Here is a 19,581-nt window from a genome sequence, read left to right on the forward strand (position 1 = left end):
GGGGGGATTACAATGCCATTAGTCATTGTCGCTTTAGGAATTGTCGCTTTATTAATTTTAATAATGGGCTTAAAATTAAACACCTTTATTTCCTTGATCATCGTATCGTTTGGAGTGGCTTTAGCCCTTGGGATGCCGCTTGACGGAATTGTCAAAACCATTGAAGCTGGATTAGGCGGAACACTTGGCCACTTAGCGTTAATCTTTGGACTTGGGGCGATGTTGGGTAAGTTGATCGCAGATTCAGGCGGAGCGCAACGCATTGCCATGACCCTTGTTAAGAAATTCGGTGAAAAGAATATTCAATGGGCAGTCGTGGCAGCATCATTCATTATCGGTATCGCATTATTTTTTGAAGTGGGATTAGTATTATTGATTCCAATCGTATTTGCGATTTCAAGAGAATTAAAAGTTTCGATATTGTATCTTGGCATTCCAATGGTGGCGGCATTATCCGTGACACACGGTTTCTTACCGCCGCACCCAGGACCAACCGTCATCGCTGGTGAATACGGCGCAGACATCGGCCAGGTTTTACTTTACGGCTTCATTATTGCGGTTCCAACCGTTATTTTAGCTGGACCAGTATTTACGAAGATAGCGAAAAGATTAGTACCTGAATCATTTACGAAAACAGGCAGCATTGCCTCATTAGGGGAACAAAAATCTTTTAAACTTGAAGAAACACCTGGATTTGGAATCAGTGTATTTACTGCATTACTTCCGGTTATATTAATGTCAATTGCTACGATCATCACTTTGATGCAAAAAACGATGGGATTTGAAGATAATGGTTTACTGGCAGCTATCCGTTTTATTGGTGAAGCCGGTACTGCCATGTTGCTTTCCTTATTATTTGCGGTCTATTCAATGGGAGTGGCAAGAAAGATTCCAATGAAGGATATTATGGAATCATGTACATCAGCGATCCTGCATATCGGAATGATGCTCTTGATCATTGGGGGGGGCGGAGCCTTCAAACAAGTATTGATCGATGGCGGTGTAGGTGACTATGTAGCTGAATTATTCAAGGGAACATCATTATCACCAATCCTGCTTGCCTGGATCATCGCTGCAATCCTGCGTATTTCATTGGGATCTGCTACAGTTGCTGCCTTGACGACAGCTGGTTTGGTTATTCCGATGTTAGGTCAGACGGACGTTAACCTTGCTCTGGTCGTACTTGCTACAGGAGCGGGAAGTTTAATCGCTTCCCACGTTAACGATGCTGGTTTTTGGATGTTTAAAGAGTATTTTGGCTTAAGCATGAAAGAAACATTCGCAACATGGACTTTGCTTGAGACGATCATATCAGTAGCTGGATTAGGATTCATTCTATTACTAAGCTTATTTGTATAGGCTTTCCCGGCAGTAAATCCCCGACTTATGGCAGGGATTTACTGCCTATTATTCTTACATAAGAAGGAGCAGAAAAAATGTTCAATACAATTGGTGTCATTGGTTTAGGGGTAATGGGCAGTAATATCGCGTTAAATATGGCTAATAAAGGAGAAAAAGTAGCCGTCTATAATTACACAAGAGATTTAACGGATCAGCTTGTTGCTGAATTGGACGGTCAGTCAATCCATCCGTATTACGAAATCCAAGAATTTGTTCAGTCACTGGAAACGCCAAGAAAGATTTTTCTGATGGTGACTGCGGGTAAAGCGATCGACTCGGTGATCACTTCATTACTGCCTCATCTTGATTCGGGTGATATCATCATGGACGGCGGTAACTCCCATTACGAAGATACTGAACGCAGATATGATGAATTGAAATCTAAAGGATTCAGTTATGTAGGAATTGGTATTTCCGGTGGGGAAGTCGGTGCGTTAAAAGGACCTTCAATCATGCCAGGCGGAGATAAGGACGCCTATGAAAAAGTAGCTCCGATCCTGACAAAAATCGCAGCCAAAGTAAATGATGCTCCTTGCTGTACCTATATCGGTCCAAAAGGGGCAGGTCATTTTGTGAAAATGGTACATAACGGTATTGAGTATGCGGATATGCAATTAATCGCCGAAGCTTATACGTTTTTAAGAGAAAAACTGCATTTAGAAGTTAATGAAATTGCTGACATCTTTGAAACATGGAATCAAGGCGAACTGAAAAGTTATTTAATCGAAATCACAGCAGAAATATTAAGGAAGAAAGATGAAGTCACGGGCTTACCCTTGATCGATGTGATTCTTGATAAAGCAGGACAAAAAGGCACCGGAAAATGGACCAGCATGCAAGCAATTGATAACGGAATACCAGCATCGATCATTACAGAGTCTTTGTTTGCGCGCTACATTTCAGCTTTAAAAGAAGAGCGGGTTCATGCAGAAAACATTCTAACAGGGCCTGAAAACGTTGAGCAAAAATTAGATAAAAATGAGTGGATTGACTATATTAGGCAAGCATTATATATGGGAAAGGTTTGTGCATACGCGCAAGGTTTCACTCAATATAAAATGAGTTCTGAACTTAACGGCTGGGATTTGCCTTTAAAGGATATTGCGCTTATTTTCCGCGGCGGCTGCATCATTCGGGCAGAGTTTTTAAATGGCATTAGCGAAGCCTATCAAGAGCAGCCGAATCTGGCCAATTTATTGATTTCACCATATTTCGCTGAAAAGGTTGCAAATTACCAGGCAGGATTGCGAAAGGTTGTCTGTGAGGGAATAAATTCCGGGATCTCGTTTCCATGTTTAGGCTCTTCACTTACTTATTACGATAGTTATCGTACAGGCATTTCAAATGCTAACCTCCTGCAAGCACAACGTGATTATTTTGGTGCGCATACCTATGAGCGACGTGATTTAGCTGGGGTTTTTCACACGAACTGGCAGTGATGGAAAGTGACAAAGGAATTAGTCATTTTTACTAACGTTTATGAAGTTGAAACAGGTACTTTACTTCAAAAAAGAGTTGCTTTGGCAGCTCTTTTTTCTTATGTAACAAAAGGTACAGGTGGTTGATAAAGGAATTTTAGTTAGGGCACGTTATTTCGAACTCTGGGTGAACTTCAAAATAGAGAAAGATTGACGGGAACGAATAATATTTTCTGGGGAGGTTTAATACTCAGTTTAAGTGGTATATAAATGATATCGGTTTATAGCATTTTACCCCTCTGCTACCTTAATCTTATAATCAGGGTTCACTATGAAAGAGTATCGTTTCTTGAAAAATGTCGGCAAGTGGCACATATTCTTCTTTTGGATATTTCTAATTATTTCCGCGTGGAAAAGGAGTGGTATATCATGAGGCAAATGTGTATTTACTGTTTTAAATGGGCTGACATAGATACGATGACACCAATTTTTGAACAAGGTAGAGAGTTCGTCAATTATTATTGTGAAGATTGTGTTAATGCTGTTATGGATAATTTGTTTAAACTCCCATACAAACATGCATGCGAACCATCGAGAATCCACTAGCATCAAGATATGCGATTTAATAGTTAAGCGAGTGTGCCGGAACAGCATAACTAAAGGCCATCTCAAACGAGAAGGGCTTTTTTTGTTTTTGAAATATGAACGGGAAGCATATGTAATCATCGGTGCTCACCAAACATGTGAATATCTTAAAAGGTTAAGGCCTCCCACAGTTTACTGATGGGAGGCCTTTTCTTATCAAGTAATCCGGAGGTTTAACCCTAGTTATTTCAACCCACTTAAACAACATGGTCATACCGAATATTATTAAGTGGTACTCATAAGGTAGTATATCGGATTGAGGAAAAATATGAATTGGATTAGATATAAACAATAAAACAGTTAAAGAAACTAAGCATTTAAGGGGAAGATTAACCTGTTAAAGGAATTCTATGTTTGTTATACTCTTGACGCTGATGTTAAGTGGGAGAAAATAAAAAAAGGTTTGAGTAGTAAAAAAGAGGATGTTTTACAAGAAGTCTTAAAAAGGATGGAACACTGTGAGTATTTTATAGTGAAAAGTGAAAGTAAGCATCATATTATTCATTCATCTTTAATACGTTATATACGTATTTTTGATAAGGAATAAGTAATCTCACTACTGATATCTTGGAATATAAGTTATGGTTGCATTCTCCTAACAGTCTATCTGGGAGGGGATTTTTCTATGGCGAAAAAGGGCAAACCTTTTCATATATATACAGAGCGAGTATGGTTGGTTAACACTTTTGAAAGGAGTGTAAAGATGAATAAGGAACGGGATGATGGTTTTATTGAGGCATTGATGGTTTCCCTACAAGACGAAAGAGTCATTGAAAAGATACAAGCAATAGCAGAATCGGGCCCGTATATTCAATTGGGGGAGCATAAGGGGCTGCTGAAAGAAAAGGAAAATGAAATAGCAAAACTTCAACAAGAGCTTGCCTCGAAAAAAGCAGAAATTAGTGAGTATCAAATAATGATGCACCATCTAAATGAGAAAATGGAATCCTATTATAATGAATTGCAAAAGAGAAGAGCGGACTATCGGGAAGCAGAAAAACTTTACGAAGCAGTTCAAAAATTATCCGAAACCACTAAAAGTTCCTTGAAAGGAATCTTCAAGGGCGGTTCCGTGCAGGAATTTATAGTCTGTGGCGTGCAATATGAAAACATTTCATCTTTGTGGGATTTTATCAAAAACGAGATTATGGATGGACGGGAGCAGGAAAGAGAGACTTTGCTCGCCCTTTTTCTGTATTTCTTTCAAGAGTACAGTAAAACGTACGATACCCCTTTATATAAAATACAGGAAGTGAAAATGAATGAGGTCTTCAGAGAGGACTTGTACATAAGGGCCCTCAATAGCAAAATATCCGGGAACATCATGGACGTCCTGCTGCCAGGATATATAAGCATTAATGGTAAAACCATTAAAAAATCCGTTGTGAGAATCTAGCAGGCGAAAAAGAGAATGATAGTAAAGGAGAAATACAATGACATCGATTATCATCCCAGAGATAGAAGAAGGCATTGAAAAAATCCTTCTTGTGCAATGGTATAAACAGCCAGGCGATTATATTACGGTGGGCGAAAGCTTAGCCAAATTCAGCTGTGAGGGCATCGAATTTGACCTCTTTTCAGAAAAAGAAGGTACCCTTAAAGAATTGAACGTAGCGGAGGACACTTTAGTCAAGATTGGTGACCTGATATGTTATTTGGATTCTGGTGATGCAATTTCTGAAGAATTATTAAAAGAAGTTGAAAAACAAGAAACGATGGAAGATAAAGAGCAGATTGAGAACGTAACAAGCTTAGCTGAAAAAAATAACATAGACAGTTCCATATACTTAATGAATAAGAACGAGGAGCAGGTCCTATTCTCACCTGATTCCCAAACCGTTCCGGTCTCTGCCATTTCAATGACGTATAAAGAAGTGAGATCGTTAATCAGCCATTTATATCAGAGTGCAGAAGAAACCTTCTTCAAGGATGAAGCGAGCTTCTTTGAAGACATTAAAAAAATGCTCCGTTCCAGATGGGTTTACATGAATAATGGGAATATTATATATGATCACAACATCGCAGCGGTATTTCCTTATAGAAAATACTATGAATTAATGGACGAGGATTTTGACTACAAAAAGCATCTGGATGTTTCCGGCTTTAAAGGTGATGTCATGACACGGGAAGAGGCCGCGAAAAGCTTCAATACAACCGATCACCCTGTATATAAGAGAATACTCACTTTGGACGATTATTCCGCGAGTAAAAATCCTTCCATTTCAAGGATATTTGCCAATCAAACGGCTAACTCTTCTAAATCGATAGCGTTTAAATCCAACGGGTACGACATTCAAAGCTACGATGTAGTAAATCAAAAAAACAATTTGCTGGGAAAGGGATTTTTCGTTCCCGTTTTCCGATTAAATGGGGAAAATGCTTTTGAAATCAATGACCGAAAGGCTCTCCATCTCTGGCTGGAAAACCGGTTAGTTCCAAGCGGATTAAGCGCAGAACGCCAGAAGGAGTATGATTATTTGCTGGAATTGTATCAATTAAAGGAATTAGATCATGAAAGTTTTCTTAAGGAATTGCCTTCGATCGCTATCGATTCCAACACGTTTTATGAGAAGCTTTTAAACTCTGAAAAAGTAAGAGCTGATATTGATACATATGATGAAAAGATGTTAACAGATCCAAACAGGGGACATTGGGATTTATGGCCTGTCGCCTCTGATGAAAAACCTTTAACGATAAAACTGAACGAAGAAATAATGGCCAGAAACCCTAAAGTGGATATTAGGGAGGACGGCATAATTGGCATTGATTTTGGAACGAAAAGTACAGTGGTCGTTCATCAAGAAGAAAGTGATTTTACTCTTCCCATGCGTATTGGGGTTGGCTACCATAACACGGAAGTACAAGACTGGCATTATGAAAATCCAACCGTGATAGAATTTATTGATTTAGAACATTTCCTGGAGCTTTATCAAGAAAAAGAAGGAAGACCAGATACAAGGTGGCAGGATGTGACGGTTTCCCACAATGCCCTTAACAACTTGATGAATGGAAGGAGTGACCATTATTATTCCATATTGAATAATCTAAAGCAGTGGGCTGGAGAAAAGAATAACGAACTCCGATTAAAAGACAAGAAGGGATATGCCGTTGTACTGCGTTCCTTTTTGGACTTAACCGATCAGGAAATCAACCCAATCGAGTTATACGCCTACTACCTCGGTTTGTATATCAATAACCAGAACAATGGGATTTACCTCGATTACACCCTTTCTTTCCCAGTGACGTATGAAAAAGAGGTAAGGGAAAAAATTCTAAAGTGTTTTGAAAGTGGATTAAAAAAGACGCTGCCTATGCCGATTCAGCAGGATGAAGAATTAATGAAAAAGTTTCGTGTCACCGCTGGGGCGAGTGAACCTGCTGCCTATGCCGTTTGTGCGTTACAGGAATACGGGTTTGAACCGGAAGAGGATGAAAAAACGTACTATGGTGTGTTTGATTTTGGTGGAGGAACGACAGATTTTGATTTTGGGATTTGGCGTGAAGCTGGTTTGAAAGAAAGCAGATATGATTATGTCATTGAGCATTTTGCAGCGGGCGGGGACCGGTATTTAGGCGGTGAGAACATGCTGGAGCTTTTGGCGTTCCAAGTGTTTAAAAACAACCAAAGAACAATGCGTGGGCTAAACATTCCTTTTACCCTCCCAGCGGAATGTGTGAAATTTCCCGGAAGTGAAACACTGATTAATGAGTCACAGGAAGCCTATTTAAATACCAAACAATTGGTGGAAAAATTAAGGCCGCTTTGGGAAAGACATGAACGGTATGAAGAACAGTTTGGAAAAGGCATGATCCGGGCAGATTTGTTTGACAAAGCCGGCCACGCTAAACTCAATGTGGAACTTTTGATCGATCAAGATGAAATGGAACAACAGATTGAGAAAAGAATCGACAAAGGCATTAAAAATTTCTTTGAGTCGTTACGGCGCGCTTTTGCCCGGTCAGAACACAGCAAAATTAATAAAGTGAATATATTGCTTGCGGGTAATTCAAGTAAATCCCCGGTCGTCTTGAATCTATTTAATAAATGGATTGATAGGGAAGTGAAGAACACTCAAAACTGGGGAGAGGTGTCTGGTGATCTTTTTGAGATTCTCCCGCCACTGGGGACAGAAGGCGCTTATTTAAAGCAAGAAGAGAGAAACAGAGTGGTTAACCGGGATATGATAACCGCCCCTACAGGGAAAACAGGGGTTGCCTTTGGGCTTGTACAAAGCAGAAAAGGCGGAAGTATAAAAGTTATTGACCGTGATATGGTGAATGGGGAATCTAAGTTCAAGTATTTTCTTGGCATCGGGAGAAAAGGGAAATTAAAAACAATGATTGATCAAGAAGAAGGGTATAACATTTGGCATCTTTTCATTGATGCGTCAGAAGAAGATTTTGAAATTTATTACACAAGCCTGCCGGAAGCTAGTACCAATCAGCTTGATATTAAGCAAGCGCAGAGGAAGAAGCTTCGGATTGAACATGTAGATGATTCAGCTTTTGTTTATATTCGGACCATCAGCCCGACTGTCATCGAATATGTTGTTGCAGATGAAGGCTCGATTATAAGTGGGAATTATTTAAGTGAAATTACTAAAGTGGAATTAAGCTGATCTTTCGATGGAAAATGAAAAGGCCCCTTCGCAGTTTACTGTGGGGGCCTTTTCATGCTCATCGTTATTCACAGCTAGGTGTTCAACCTGTGGATTCACTTCTTGGGTCCTCCTGTTGTTCCATAATCATTAATAGTTAAGTTTACATCGTAATTGATCGGAGCTTCACTAAATGTTTGGTCCCAATCCTTTTTGACCTTATTCCATACTTTGGGATGCTCGATTCTCAAACGATTTCCGAAGCCGGCGACGTCCACTTGATATTCTTTTTGCATTTTTTCCAATACATTCCCCACCAGGCGTTTCACTTCTTTTTCAGAAGATTTTTCTGCTTTTTTGAGAAATTCATTTTTAAAAGTATCTCCTGGAACTACCCAGTTTTCAGACAGTCTTCCCACTGATTCTATGTTTACATCAAAAGAAATGCTGTCTCCTTTAACTCGTGGTATGATAGTGCTTTTCATGGACTCTATTTCATACACGATCAGCTGGCCGGTTTCTTTATCATAGCTTTTCACCACACCGCCTTTTCCCTTGCCTGTTATCCAAGTTACGCCCTCCAGTTCCTCTTCATTCAAAGTACCAGCCATTTTGTGTGTCTTTCCTTTGATTACGGCAGCTCCGGCAAATTTGACTTCCCCTTTCACTGATAGTACATTTTGCAAAAGAAAACTTGATTCTGAATTGAGCTTGCTCTCTATTTTAATAAGCGACATAGGAGGTAAAATCCTCGTTGTTCGAAAGGCATTTTCTACAATGCCAATAAGTCGAAATGCTGGAATTTCTCCTGCTTTCTTTGTTTCAAGTGTATTGCTTGCTCTTCCATTACTGATCAGCACAATACAGCTTGGTCTAAAGTCATTATCCCGAAAGTTAAGATCAAGTAATTTTTCCAAACCATGTGATTTTGCAAGCTTATCACTGATGACAATCACTTTCATATGGTGAGCAGTTAAAGGTTGTTCGCTTCTCAATGATAATTCACGAGTCATCTGAAGGATAGAATCTCCCGTTTCAGAAACATTCAGATAAGATTTTTGTTGTGGGCCGGCCTGTTTCGTTGTTGAACTTGCTACTTGTGGAGTGATAAGTTGATAGGTTGAAGTAATCAGGTCTTTTCTCAAATACCCCTCCCCTTGTTCATTTAATTCATTCTCAATGAAGGACTTCTTGCCTTTATCAAATGCCATACCTATACCTAAACTTTGCTCTTCAATTTCATGACTGCTCCAGCATCCTGTAAGGGATAAGAACAAAAGAATGGAGAGGGAAATGAAGAGTGGGCGTGTATTGCTATGTGATTGTTTCATGTTTTTTCCCTCCCTTTATTCTTGAGATGATAAGCAGTAGAAGGGGGAGTAAACCAAATAAAAACATGGCGATATTGCCGACGAAATCTCCTTGCTTAAATAGGTCATTGATATTTTTCGGAATCATGGCAAGGATATAGAGAATCGGAAGCAAACCAAACATGAATGGGTGAATGCTTTTTTTCGTAATTTGAGCTAGCCCTAAAGCGGCTGCAAAAAATGTGATCGTAAATGTGGCGAATATTTGCATGATCCAGACAACGAGCAATAAAGATTCAAACCGTTCAAAAATCAACCCGGCGACTTCAAAACTTCGGATAAGATCAAGTGTTGGCCATGTTCTCATGACCACTCCATCAACAGATAATGCCCCGATAACCATTACGACCGTTATCACGTAAAAAATCAATGGAATGGAAACTCCAACAAGCAGGGCTTTTCCTGCTTTTTTTGGCGAATTCATAAATGGAATAAGCAGTAGCATGATTTCAGGCCCTGAAAAAGCGAGAGCCGTTGTTTTTACTCCTTTTAGTACAGGGACGATTCCTTCTCCTAATACTGGACGGAGATTATCGATCTCAAATATTTTTAAGCTCATAAAGGCAACAACCAAAAAAAGGATAACTGTCAAAGGTAAGATAATTTCAAAAAGGCGCGCGATCGGGTTAATGCCGCCGATGATAAGATAAAGACTTACCCACATGAAAATCATGGTGATAGCCCAAGTAGGCGTACTTTCAAGAAGTAAATACTTTATTACTTCCGCCATTGCGCGGAGCTGAAAACTGGAGGTGGTAAGAAAATAACAGATTACAACTAAACTTAGGAACCCGCCCACCCATTTTCCAACAATATCATTGATGTATTGATAGAAGGTCTTTTCGGGAAACCGTTGGCTTAACTTGACCATGATCAGCCCCGCGGTTATAGTGATAACTCCTCCTAAAATAACGCTTATCCATGCATCTGGTGTTTGTACCTTCTCCGTAGATGATCTGGGTAGGGTGAGCAATCCTGTGCCGAGTATGAAGTTGATGACAATGACAGCTGCTTGAGGAGTTGTAATTTTGTCTTTCGGACTGAGAACCATTCTTTAACCACCCTTTCATCGACAGGTTATCCTTTACGTATGGGGCTTTTTGTATGCAACATCTTTGGACGGCGTTTCATCATCATAAGCGGCATGCGGACCATCAGGTCTTTCCACTCACTTAAGCGATAAGGAACGGCTGGACTCAAATAAGGAACACCAAAGCTTTTTAATTTCACTAAATGGCTGGTCATTAAAAGAAAAAAGAGAATGACCCCGTATAAACCGAATGTGGCAGCACATAGCATTGCGGGAAAACGAAGCATCCGTAATGTAATCCCAATACTATAGTGCGGAATGGAAAATGATGAAATGGCGGTTAACGCTACCACAATCACCAAAACAGGACTAACGATCCCTGCCTGAACAGCAGCTTCCCCAATGATTAAACCACCGACTATTCCCATTGCGGGACCGATTGGCTTAGGCAATCGCAATCCTGCTTCCCTCAAAATTTCGATGGCTATTTCCATGAATAATGCTTCGATAAGTGCCGGAAACGGAACACCGGACCTGGTTCCGATAATGGAGATGGCAAGCTTCGTCGGAATCAATCCTGAATGAAATGAGATGAAAGCTATATACAACGACGGTGTAAAAAGGGCCAGAATAGCTGCGAGGTATCGAAGCATACGGATGAATGTTCCCGGAATCCACCTTTCATAATAATCTTCCGGTGATTGTAACATCATGCTCAATGTAACCGGAACGATCAAAGCGAAAGGGGTCCCATCTAACAAGATGGCCACTCGCCCTTCCATCAAAGCAGCGATCACGCGATCAGGACGCTCTGTATTCTGTACCTGCGGAAAAGGACTAAGGTAATTATCTTCAATAAGCTGCTCTACATAACCTGATTCCGGAACACTATCAATATCAATTTTCTTAATTCGATTTTCCACCTCTTGAACTAATTCGGGATCAACAATATCCTTTATGTATGCGACAACCAAATCCTTTTTTGAACGCTTTCCCACTTGGAATTTTACTAACGATAAATTCTCGATTTCACCACTGCACCTTAAAAAAGATGTATTATCACTCAATGATTCAGTGAAACCGATACGGGGACCTCTGACGAGTGCCTCTGATACCGGCTCTTCAATTGCCCTTGTTTTATGTTTTGTAGTTCCAAGGAGCAGTGCATCCAAAGACCCATCAATTAAAAGGGCGGTCGAACCTGTTAGCACTTTAGAGCCTAATTCTTTAATGGAGCGGACAGCTTCTATTTCACTAATGGATAACACTTCATTTTTTATGAAGTCTTTTGAAATGCTCCCTTTGAGGTAGGGAAGGTTATGTTTATATTCTGCTGAAAAATCAACCATCAATGATGGCATGATATGCTTATCAATGAGATCTTTATCCGATAGTCCATCCGCATAAATGATAACCGAGCGTATACCGGTACGCCCTAGATTAAATTCCCGGAAATGGACATCCCAATTATGGCCGATTTCTTGCTTAAGGCATTCAAGATTAAAATGAAGATTATCTGTAAACGGACACGTTGTATCTTGTGAGGCAGGTGCTTGTTTGTCTTTATCGGTACCTTTTCCTTTACTACCAATCTTTGATAGCCACTCTTTCATCATCATCACCCATCCTTTGAGGTGCGAAGCACTTTAAACAATTTGCTGATTAGATACGGAACAATAAATACAATGAAAGCTTGTATAAAAACCTGCCATTCTGGAAGGTAGGAAACAATCGTTTTCCACATTTTCATCACCCTATACTTGTCTCGGATAGCAGCTGAAATTGCTTTATTTCTCAAATAGTATTAATATCTTCTGTGTTTCTTATGCAATGAACTTAAAAGCCATTAGCCGAACTTGCCATACTTCAAAAAGTGATTTTGAATTTAGTAGAGGAGAAATCGACGGTTGGGACTTATCCGGATGACTCATGGATAATAGGGAGCTTAATGAATCATAGGCTTTTCTTCTTAGAACGGGGAGGCTTAAGCTCAAGATTTGAAATATAATTTTAAAAATATCAAGATCAAATTGAAATGATGTTCGAAATAACATATACTGAAAATTGAGAATTATTTGTAAAAATTAACTGATTTTGGGAAATGCCCACATTAATCAACTTGGAATAAGAGATCCGAATCGAACCCGGAACATATTATTGAATTGTGAATCCTGGTGAAAAAAGGACGGAATGAATGAGAATATTATCTTTCGGTAAATTTGTTCTATTTTTCAACGTGATTTCAAAGGAGTGGAAAATGATGAATATATGGACAAGCTGCACACTGAGTTCAATTCTGGCACTTTCCTTATTAGCACCTTCCGTATCTTTTGCTAGTGAAAACCCAAATCATGAAGCCGCTGTGAGTATGGAAACTGCCAGTCAGTATCCAATATTAAAGAAAGTAAATAAACCGGAAGAAGCGGGATTTTCGTCTGAAAAGCTGGAAAAAGTGGATCACCTCATTGAAATGGAAGTGGCGGCCGGTTTCCCCGGTGCTGCCTTGATTGTCATAAAGGACGGAAAGATCGTCAAAAATGAAAGCTACGGGTACAAACAGAAGTTTAATGAACATACACCTCTTAAGAAGTTTCAAAAAATGGGAAATGATACGTTATTTGACCTTGCTTCAAACACGAAGATGTATGCAACCAATTTTGCCATTCAGAAATTAGTCAGCGAAGGCAAGCTGGATATCCAGGCAAGAGTGCAGCAATACATTCCTGAATTCAAAGACACGGAGGGGGATGTGATCATAGGAAAGGACAACCTTAGGGTTATTGATGTTCTACATCATACTGCAGGGTTTAGACCTGATCCGCAATACCATAATCCAAAGGTTTCGAAAGAACTTTATTCCCAGGAGCGGGATAAAACCATCAAATTCATTTCCAAGACACCGCTCACATATGTACCTGGAACACAGAATGTCTACAGTGATGTGGATTATATGCTGCTTGGTGCCATTGTTGAAGAAATAACGGGTCAGCAGCTTGATGTCTATGTTGAAAATGAATTGTACAAGCCGCTTGGGTTGAAAAATACTAAGTTCAATCCTCTGCGAAAGGGCTTTAAGCCAAGGGATTTTGCCGCAACCGAATTGCTTGGCAACACCCGGGATGGCGTGATAGATTTCCCTAACATTCGTACATACACACTTCAAGGGGAAGTGCATGATGAAAAAGCCTTTTATTCGATGGGGGGCGTTTCAGGGCATGCCGGCCTTTTCTCCAATACGAAAGATATGGCCGTCCTTCTGCAGGTGATGCTGAATGGCGGGGGATACGGTAAACATACGTTGTTTGATCAAAGAACAATCGATGAATTCGTCGCACCTTCCGAGATGAATCCTACATATGGACTTGGGTGGAGACGAAATGGCGATGCTAGCATGGAATGGATGTTCAGTCCTCTTGCAAGCGACAGTGCCTATGGTCATACTGGATGGACCGGGACGGTCACGATCATCGATCCGGAAATAGATTTAGGGATCGTTTTACTTACTAATAAAAAGCACTCCCCGCTCGTCAATCCTGTAGCCAATTCCAATCAGTTTTTTGGCGACCTCTTCAAAACGGGAAGCTATGGAAGTGTTGTAACCGCAATTTATGAAGCATTGGAAACGAATGAATAAACGGATATCTTAAGACCTCCCATTAATGTCGGGAGGCCTTTTTTCTTGTTCTATCAGAATGTCTGGAAGCTTTATTCCATACAGTTTGGGCAAGGATCAGGTTTTTATATGCTCCGTCTTGATGGAGCAAATTATCATGGGCACCTTGTTCGATGATTTCCCCATTTTGTAAAACGATGGTGCGATCGGCATGTTTAATTGTCACTAATCTATGGAACCGAACAATTTCATGAAGTCATTAATCTGGTTATCCGGGAAGATCTGGGGACGAAATTGGACCTTTGTATGGGCGTTATTGCCGTGGTTGGTCGTATTGATTACTTTAGCGATTTATAAATCCAAAGTATTGGATGTTTTGCGCTTGGGTGACCCGATTGCCATTGGAGTTGGTGTACAGAGAAAAGGAACGCAGGCTTTTATTGCTGAATTCAGTCGCATTGGCAGGTGTATGCGTTTCGGTGGGCGGAGGCCTTACATTCTTAGGCTGATCGCCCCGCATATAGCCAGTAGATTAGTGGGGGGGAGACGTGCAAACTAATCTTAGGTTCCTTATTGCTGTTATCTTCCAATAATTAGGAAGGGTCATCATGGCACCGATAGAATTGCCGGTGGGGATTATCCTTTCGATAATAGGCGCGCCGTATTTTATCTACTTACTCGTGAAAAACATTTAATCAGAAAAAAGCCCATTTTCAAGGACACTAGTGAAGATGGGCTTTTTTGCAGGCATGGTCGTTTTCTAGAAAGGATATAGATGATGGTTGTTCGACTGCTTTCGGGAGTGATGAATCATCCCCCTAAAAGAACTATTTTAAAAAATATGTTGACCGAACAGCCTGTATCCGCTTACAATAATATTTAGTTATTAGTGTATTTAGAAAATTGTAAAAGAGGTACCTGCATGACAAAGGAATTCGACAGAAGAATTGGGCGCCATGCAATCATGTACGCATTTGCGGACGAAGAGGAAGAAGTCATATTGACGAATGAACTTAAGCGGATGGATTGGCTTTATGGAAAAGGTAAAGTCGGTTCAATGGAGCTGCAGAAAATAGTTGCGGCCATTGAGACATCTGCGAAAAGACTTGGATTGGTCAATCCCGATATGTATCGTGAAATGCATGCGCTGTATCATGCGATCATCGAATCACTCCAAGGAGTGACACGCGGCCAAGTCGAGCTTGGCGGTCTTTTGAGGACTGCGGGCCTTCGGTTTGCAATCGTTCGGGGCAGGCCGTTTAAAAACGGGGCCGAAGGTGAATGGATTGCTGTCGCCGTGTATGGAACGATTGGAGCACCGGTTCGGGGATTTGAACATGAAGCCGTCGGTTTGGGAATTAACCACATTTAAATAATTAAAAGCCTATAGTTATTTAGTGAAATAGGGGGCTGTATTGATAGACTGGATAAGTCTGTCAATATGGCCTCCTTTTGTGTGTTTAAAAAAAGAATAGGGGTGCAGGAAATGATTATGTTAACGGGCCAAACTTTAACGATTGAAGAAGCGAAAAAAGTATTGTATGGAGAAGCATTTGTCTCTGCTTCAGCCGAGAGTGTTAAGAAAGTGGAAAAAAGCCGTGAAGCGGTTGAAAATATCGTGAAACAAAAGAAAGTCGTCTATGGAATCACAACAGGTTTTGGAAAGTTCAGTGATGTTTTGATTGATGCAGAGGACGCTGAGCAGCTACAGTGGAATTTGATTCATTCCCATGCGTGCGGAGTCGGGGAACCATTTCCAGAGGTGGTTTCGAGAGCTATGGTCCTTCTCCGTGCCAACGCTCTATTAAAAGGGTTTTCCGGCGTCCGTCCTATCGTCATTGAACGTTTGATCGATCTTTTGAATGCTCATATCCACCCGGTCATCCCTCAGCAAGGTTCTCTTGGGGCAAGCGGGGACTTGGCGCCGCTTTCGCATTTGGCGCTAGTATTGATGGGAGAAGGGGAAGTGTTTTATAAAGGAGAGCGAATGGAGGCCATCGAAGCTTTATCGAAAGAAGGCATTCTTCCAGTGACACTTAAAGCAAAAGAAGGTCTTGCATTAATTAACGGAACACAGGCCATGACGGGGATGGGCCTCGTAAATTACATTGAAGCCGAACAGCTGGCCCATCAAACTGAAGCGATTGCTTCACTGACTTTAGAGGGATTACGCGGCATTGAAGATGCCTTTGATCCGGATGTTCATCTAGCACGCGGTTACCGCCAGCAAACTGAGGTCGCTGAACGGATTAGCCGCATGATCAGCGGCAGCCAGCTGATCACCAAGCAAGGGGAACTGCGGGTTCAGGATGCTTATTCCCTCCGCTGCATCCCGCAAGTGCATGGGGCATCATGGCAAACTCTTGATTATGTAAAAGAAAAATTGGAAATTGAAATGAATGCAGCGACGGATAATCCGCTTATTTTTGACGATGGGGAAAAGGTTATTTCAGGAGGGAACTTCCATGGACAGCCGATTGCATTTGCGATGGACTTCATGAAAATCGCTGTTGCCGAGCTTGCAAATATTTCAGAGCGCCGGATTGAGCGACTCGTCAATCCTCAGCTCAATGATTTACCGCCATTCTTGAGCCCTTCACCTGGCTTACAATCGGGAGCGATGATCATGCAATATTGTGCAGCTTCACTCGTCTCTGAGAATAAAACACTGGCACATCCTGCAAGTGTTGATTCCATTCCATCTTCAGCGAACCAGGAAGATCATGTAAGCATGGGAACGATCGGCTCCCGGCATGCACATCAGATCATCCAAAACGTTCGCCGCGTATTGGCGATTGAGCTCATTTGTGCCTTACAAGCGGTTGAATACCGTGGAATAGAGAAGATGGCCCCGTTTACAAAAGAGTTTTATACGGAAGCAAGAAAGCTCATTCCAAGCATTACGCAAGATCGTATCTTTTCAAAGGATATTGAAGCAACGGCAAGCTGGTTACTGCAAATTGACTGGAATTCATTTATTCATAGGAGTTTACCTACAACATAATATGAAGCCCGGAATATCCGAATGAACGTTAGGCTTATAGCCCTTTGACCTGGGTTTTAAGCCTAACACCTTTATGTAAATGCTACAAAGATCCCAGAAATCCAAAAAAGGTCTAAGCATTAGAGAAAATGACCTTGAAATAGTAATAAATGCAGGAAATGACTATTGATGGAATGATCGACTTTACCTATTCGTGCTAGATTAAACATGCATTTTTGGAGGGGAATCTAATTTGGAAAATCGGCAATTGCAACCACCTGTCATAAATGAACAAAACCAGCCGTCAAATACTTTACAAAGGAAGCTAAAAGCACGCCACCTTACGATGATTTCGCTGGGCGGTGCAATTGGAACAGGGCTGTTTCTCGGAAGCGGGCCAGCCATTCACTCTGCGGGGCCAGGCGGTGCTCTGGTCGCTTACACCGTAATTGGCATAATGGTTTATTTTATTATGACAAGCCTTGGAGAACTGGCATCATTTATGCCGGTCAGCGGCGCTTTCAGTACCTATGCTTCGCGTTTCATCGACCCAGCATTAGGGTTTGCGCTTGGTTGGAACTATTGGTTCACTTGGGCGATGACCCTTGCCGCAGAACTATCTGCCGCAACGATGGTTATGAAGTTTTGGTTTCCTGACAGCTCGTCTTTTTTATGGAGTTCTTTGTTTCTCGTTTTGATATTCTTATTGAATTACGTATCCGTTAAAGGGTATGGCGAAGGGGAATATTGGTTTTCCCTCATTAAAGTCGCAACCATCATCATATTTATCGTTGTCGGAATATTGATGATATTCGGAATTATGAACGGAGAAGCGATTGGTTTTAAAAACTTCACAGTTGGTGACGCTCCGTTTGCCGGTGGCTTTTTGGCAACATTGGGTATCTTCATTGCTGCTGGATTTTCTTTTCAAGGTACAGAAATAGTCGGTGTTGCAGCTGGTGAAAGTGAAGACCCGGCAAAAAATGTACCTCGTGCAGTTCGCAGCATTTTTTGGAGAATCTTCCTCTTTTACATCCTGGCCATAGTTGTTATCGGATTGATCGTTCCTTATACGAATGGCAATCTGCAGGGACACACGATCATGGTTAGCCCGTTTACGATGGTGTTTGAAAAAGTGGGACTGGCATTCGCTGCTTCCGTGATGAATGCCATCATTTTGACAGCCGTATTATCTGCTGGTAATTCGAGTCTTTACGTGACAAGCCGAATGTTGTACTCCATGGCAAAAGAAGGGCTGGCACCGCGTATTTTCGGGAAGCTCAACAAGCGCGGCGTTCCCATTTGGGGACTGGTTGTCACTTCACTCGTAGGGATGTTGGCCTTTTTTGCTTCCATTTTCGGTGATGGAGTCATTTATATTTGGCTGATGAATGCGGTTGGAGTCACTGGATTTATATTTTGGCTCGGTATAGCGGCAAGCCATTACAGGTTTAGAAAGGCTTATATTGCTCAAGGGCATTCACTGGACGACCTTCCCTATAAGTCAAAATGGTTTCCTTTCGGCCCGATATTTTCCTTTGCTCTTTGTTTTTTCGTTTTATTGGCGCAAAACTATCAGGCCTTCATTGGCGATGACATTAACTGGGCAAGTGTGATCGCTGCCTATCTTGGCATCCCATTCTTTTTGATAATGTGGCTTGGTTATAAGTTCATTAAGAAAACAAAAGTAGTTCCGCTAGAGGAATGCAAAATCGATTTTGATGAACATAGGAATGCCAATTAGTATGTATTGATAAAATGCATCAGCCTTGAAATGGAATTGTTGTTTCAAGGTTTTTTTCTGTATATGTGACACATTCCCATGTGTGTCTGCATTAAACTATAACCTATAAAAAGGTATTAAATTCCAATCTTGCCAGATCTGGAATCGCTAATTTTGCCCGTGATTTATGACTGAAAATCGTTTTTTTCGTTTTTTGGATCATTTCTGATTTTAAAAAAACTGAAAAAAATTTGTAGCGGATGATGGGCGTTAATGATTATAGGAAGCCAAAGTGTTGGTATATCAAGGTTTTTAGAGTCTTCCGTAACCTTTAGAATCGATGGCTTAAATGGGCTTTTTAGGCAAGAATTCCGTCCCACATCATTTGAACTTATATTCATTCTTTGTTAAGGTAATGAAGTACTTTAGGGATACAGGTTCATCCCGTGTATTGGGACTGAACAAAACTCTAAAATAAAAAACCATTATATTTCAGTTGGTATATGCTGTGCCTGTTAGTTTCCTCACTTGTATTGCACCGCTTTTCCCTGCAAAGCTCAAATTAGACATTGGGAATCCCATAATCATATTTCTATGCGTTTTGGTGTTATACTGCACTGCAAGTATCATTCCACCTGGTTAAGGAAATGAAATACATTAGAGGGTAGTCGTAAGTCCATCTGGACAAAACTCTAAGTGGAAATCGTTTATATTAGTTACAGTTGGTATATGTTGTGCCTGCTTGTTTCCTCAGTTGTGATTGCACCTCTTTTTTCCTACTTGAAATGCTCAATTTATCA

At 40.9% G+C, this 19,581-nt stretch carries 14 protein-coding genes; 10 read left to right on the plus strand and 4 right to left on the minus strand.

The genetic code is table 11. The features are described 5' to 3' along the window. The first annotated feature begins 12 nt into the window (after positions 1-12). The 4 genes from J7I90_RS11130 (at position 13) to J7I90_RS11145 (ending at position 8,083) form a co-directional block, all read left to right on the plus strand. Entirely contained in the window at positions 13-1,359 is a 1,347-nt protein-coding gene (locus tag J7I90_RS11130) for a GntP family permease (protein ID WP_214771559.1), read from the plus strand. Between the two features lie 77 nt (positions 1,360-1,436). Further along, positions 1,437-2,840, plus strand: coding sequence for a decarboxylating NADP(+)-dependent phosphogluconate dehydrogenase (gene gnd / locus J7I90_RS11135; RefSeq protein ID WP_214771561.1), 1,404 nt, complete (start codon positions 1,437-1,439; stop codon positions 2,838-2,840). A gap of 1,327 nt (positions 2,841-4,167) precedes the next feature. Next, positions 4,168-4,860, plus strand: a complete 693-nt coding sequence (locus J7I90_RS11140) for a hypothetical protein (RefSeq protein ID WP_214771563.1) — start codon at positions 4,168-4,170, stop codon at positions 4,858-4,860. Between the two features lie 37 nt (positions 4,861-4,897). Continuing rightward, positions 4,898-8,083, plus strand: a complete 3,186-nt coding sequence (locus J7I90_RS11145; RefSeq protein ID WP_214771565.1) for a biotin/lipoyl-containing protein — start codon at positions 4,898-4,900, stop codon at positions 8,081-8,083. Positions 8,084-8,178: 95 nt separating this feature from the next. Here J7I90_RS11145 and J7I90_RS11150 read toward each other — a convergent pair whose 3' ends face one another. From J7I90_RS11150 to J7I90_RS11160, 3 genes are read right to left on the minus strand one after another with little or no spacing between them, the layout of a single operon-like run. After that, the gene (locus tag J7I90_RS11150) at positions 8,179-9,393 is read right to left on the minus strand and encodes a Ger(x)C family spore germination protein (protein WP_214771567.1); all 1,215 of its coding nucleotides are present in this window, start codon (positions 9,391-9,393) and stop codon (positions 8,179-8,181) included. Continuing rightward, complete coding sequence (locus J7I90_RS11155; protein WP_214771569.1) at positions 9,377-10,483, minus strand: spore germination protein; 1,107 nt, start codon at positions 10,481-10,483, stop codon at positions 9,377-9,379. The genes J7I90_RS11150 and J7I90_RS11155 overlap by 17 nt, the downstream gene beginning before the upstream one ends. A 26-nt stretch (positions 10,484-10,509) precedes the next feature. Continuing rightward, complete coding sequence (locus J7I90_RS11160; RefSeq protein WP_396020113.1) at positions 10,510-12,075, minus strand: spore germination protein; 1,566 nt, start codon at positions 12,073-12,075, stop codon at positions 10,510-10,512. A 647-nt stretch (positions 12,076-12,722) separates the two neighbouring features. Here J7I90_RS11160 and pbp4b point away from each other — a divergent pair. Then, positions 12,723-14,096 (plus strand): penicillin binding protein PBP4B, encoded by a 1,374-nt coding sequence (gene pbp4b, locus J7I90_RS11165; RefSeq protein ID WP_214771609.1) that lies wholly within the window; start codon positions 12,723-12,725, stop codon positions 14,094-14,096. Positions 14,097-14,118: 22 nt separating this feature from the next. On the opposite strand, the gene J7I90_RS11170 is transcribed toward pbp4b, so the two are convergent. Then, positions 14,119-14,301, minus strand: coding sequence for a hypothetical protein (locus tag J7I90_RS11170; protein WP_214771575.1), 183 nt, complete (start codon positions 14,299-14,301; stop codon positions 14,119-14,121). Between the two features lie 6 nt (positions 14,302-14,307). On the opposite strand from J7I90_RS11170, the gene J7I90_RS11175 reads away from it, so the two are divergent. From J7I90_RS11175 to J7I90_RS11195, 5 genes are all read left to right on the plus strand, one after another. Then, positions 14,308-14,634 carry an iron chelate uptake ABC transporter family permease subunit gene (locus tag J7I90_RS11175; protein ID WP_214771577.1) on the plus strand — a complete coding sequence of 109 codons (327 nt, stop codon included), beginning with the start codon at positions 14,308-14,310 and terminating at the stop codon, positions 14,632-14,634. A gap of 49 nt (positions 14,635-14,683) precedes the next feature. Continuing rightward, positions 14,684-14,770: an iron chelate uptake ABC transporter family permease subunit gene (locus J7I90_RS28135; protein ID WP_214771613.1), complete on the plus strand. Its 87-nt coding sequence runs from the start codon at positions 14,684-14,686 to the stop codon at positions 14,768-14,770. Between the two features lie 227 nt (positions 14,771-14,997). Beyond that, positions 14,998-15,447 (plus strand): histidine utilization transcription antiterminator HutP, encoded by a 450-nt coding sequence (gene hutP / locus J7I90_RS11185; protein WP_214771578.1) that lies wholly within the window; start codon positions 14,998-15,000, stop codon positions 15,445-15,447. Between the two features lie 114 nt (positions 15,448-15,561). Further along, positions 15,562-17,079: a histidine ammonia-lyase gene (gene hutH / locus J7I90_RS11190; RefSeq protein ID WP_214771580.1), complete on the plus strand. Its 1,518-nt coding sequence runs from the start codon at positions 15,562-15,564 to the stop codon at positions 17,077-17,079. 325 nt (positions 17,080-17,404) lie between these two features. After that, positions 17,405-18,802, plus strand: a complete 1,398-nt coding sequence (locus J7I90_RS11195; protein WP_096340890.1) for an amino acid permease — start codon at positions 17,405-17,407, stop codon at positions 18,800-18,802. The last annotated feature ends 779 nt before the right edge of the window (positions 18,803-19,581 follow it).

Source organism: Bacillus sp. ISL-57, assembly GCF_018613135.1.
Taxonomy (GTDB): domain Bacteria; phylum Bacillota; class Bacilli; order Bacillales; family DSM-1321; genus Peribacillus; species Peribacillus frigoritolerans.

Excerpts from the sequence above, each read along its gene's own strand:
- J7I90_RS11130 (WP_214771559.1), top strand. The coding sequence starts at position 13 with ATGCCATTAGTCATTGTCGCTTTAGGAATTGTCGCTTTATTAATTTTA.
- gnd (WP_214771561.1), top strand. The coding sequence starts at position 1,437 with ATGTTCAATACAATTGGTGTCATTGGTTTAGGGGTAATGGGCAGTAAT.
- J7I90_RS11140 (WP_214771563.1), top strand. The coding sequence starts at position 4,168 with ATGAATAAGGAACGGGATGATGGTTTTATTGAGGCATTGATGGTTTCC.
- J7I90_RS11145 (WP_214771565.1), top strand. The coding sequence starts at position 4,898 with ATGACATCGATTATCATCCCAGAGATAGAAGAAGGCATTGAAAAAATC.
- J7I90_RS11150 (WP_214771567.1), bottom strand. The coding sequence starts at position 9,393 with ATGAAACAATCACATAGCAATACACGCCCACTCTTCATTTCCCTCTCC.
- J7I90_RS11155 (WP_214771569.1), bottom strand. The coding sequence starts at position 10,483 with ATGGTTCTCAGTCCGAAAGACAAAATTACAACTCCTCAAGCAGCTGTC.
- J7I90_RS11160 (WP_396020113.1), bottom strand. The coding sequence starts at position 12,075 with ATGAAAGAGTGGCTATCAAAGATTGGTAGTAAAGGAAAAGGTACCGAT.
- pbp4b (WP_214771609.1), top strand. The coding sequence starts at position 12,723 with ATGAATATATGGACAAGCTGCACACTGAGTTCAATTCTGGCACTTTCC.
- J7I90_RS11175 (WP_214771577.1), top strand. The coding sequence starts at position 14,308 with ATGGAACCGAACAATTTCATGAAGTCATTAATCTGGTTATCCGGGAAG.
- J7I90_RS28135 (WP_214771613.1), top strand. The coding sequence starts at position 14,684 with ATGGCACCGATAGAATTGCCGGTGGGGATTATCCTTTCGATAATAGGC.
- hutP (WP_214771578.1), top strand. The coding sequence starts at position 14,998 with ATGACAAAGGAATTCGACAGAAGAATTGGGCGCCATGCAATCATGTAC.
- hutH (WP_214771580.1), top strand. The coding sequence starts at position 15,562 with ATGATTATGTTAACGGGCCAAACTTTAACGATTGAAGAAGCGAAAAAA.
- J7I90_RS11195 (WP_096340890.1), top strand. The coding sequence starts at position 17,405 with ATGATTTCGCTGGGCGGTGCAATTGGAACAGGGCTGTTTCTCGGAAGC.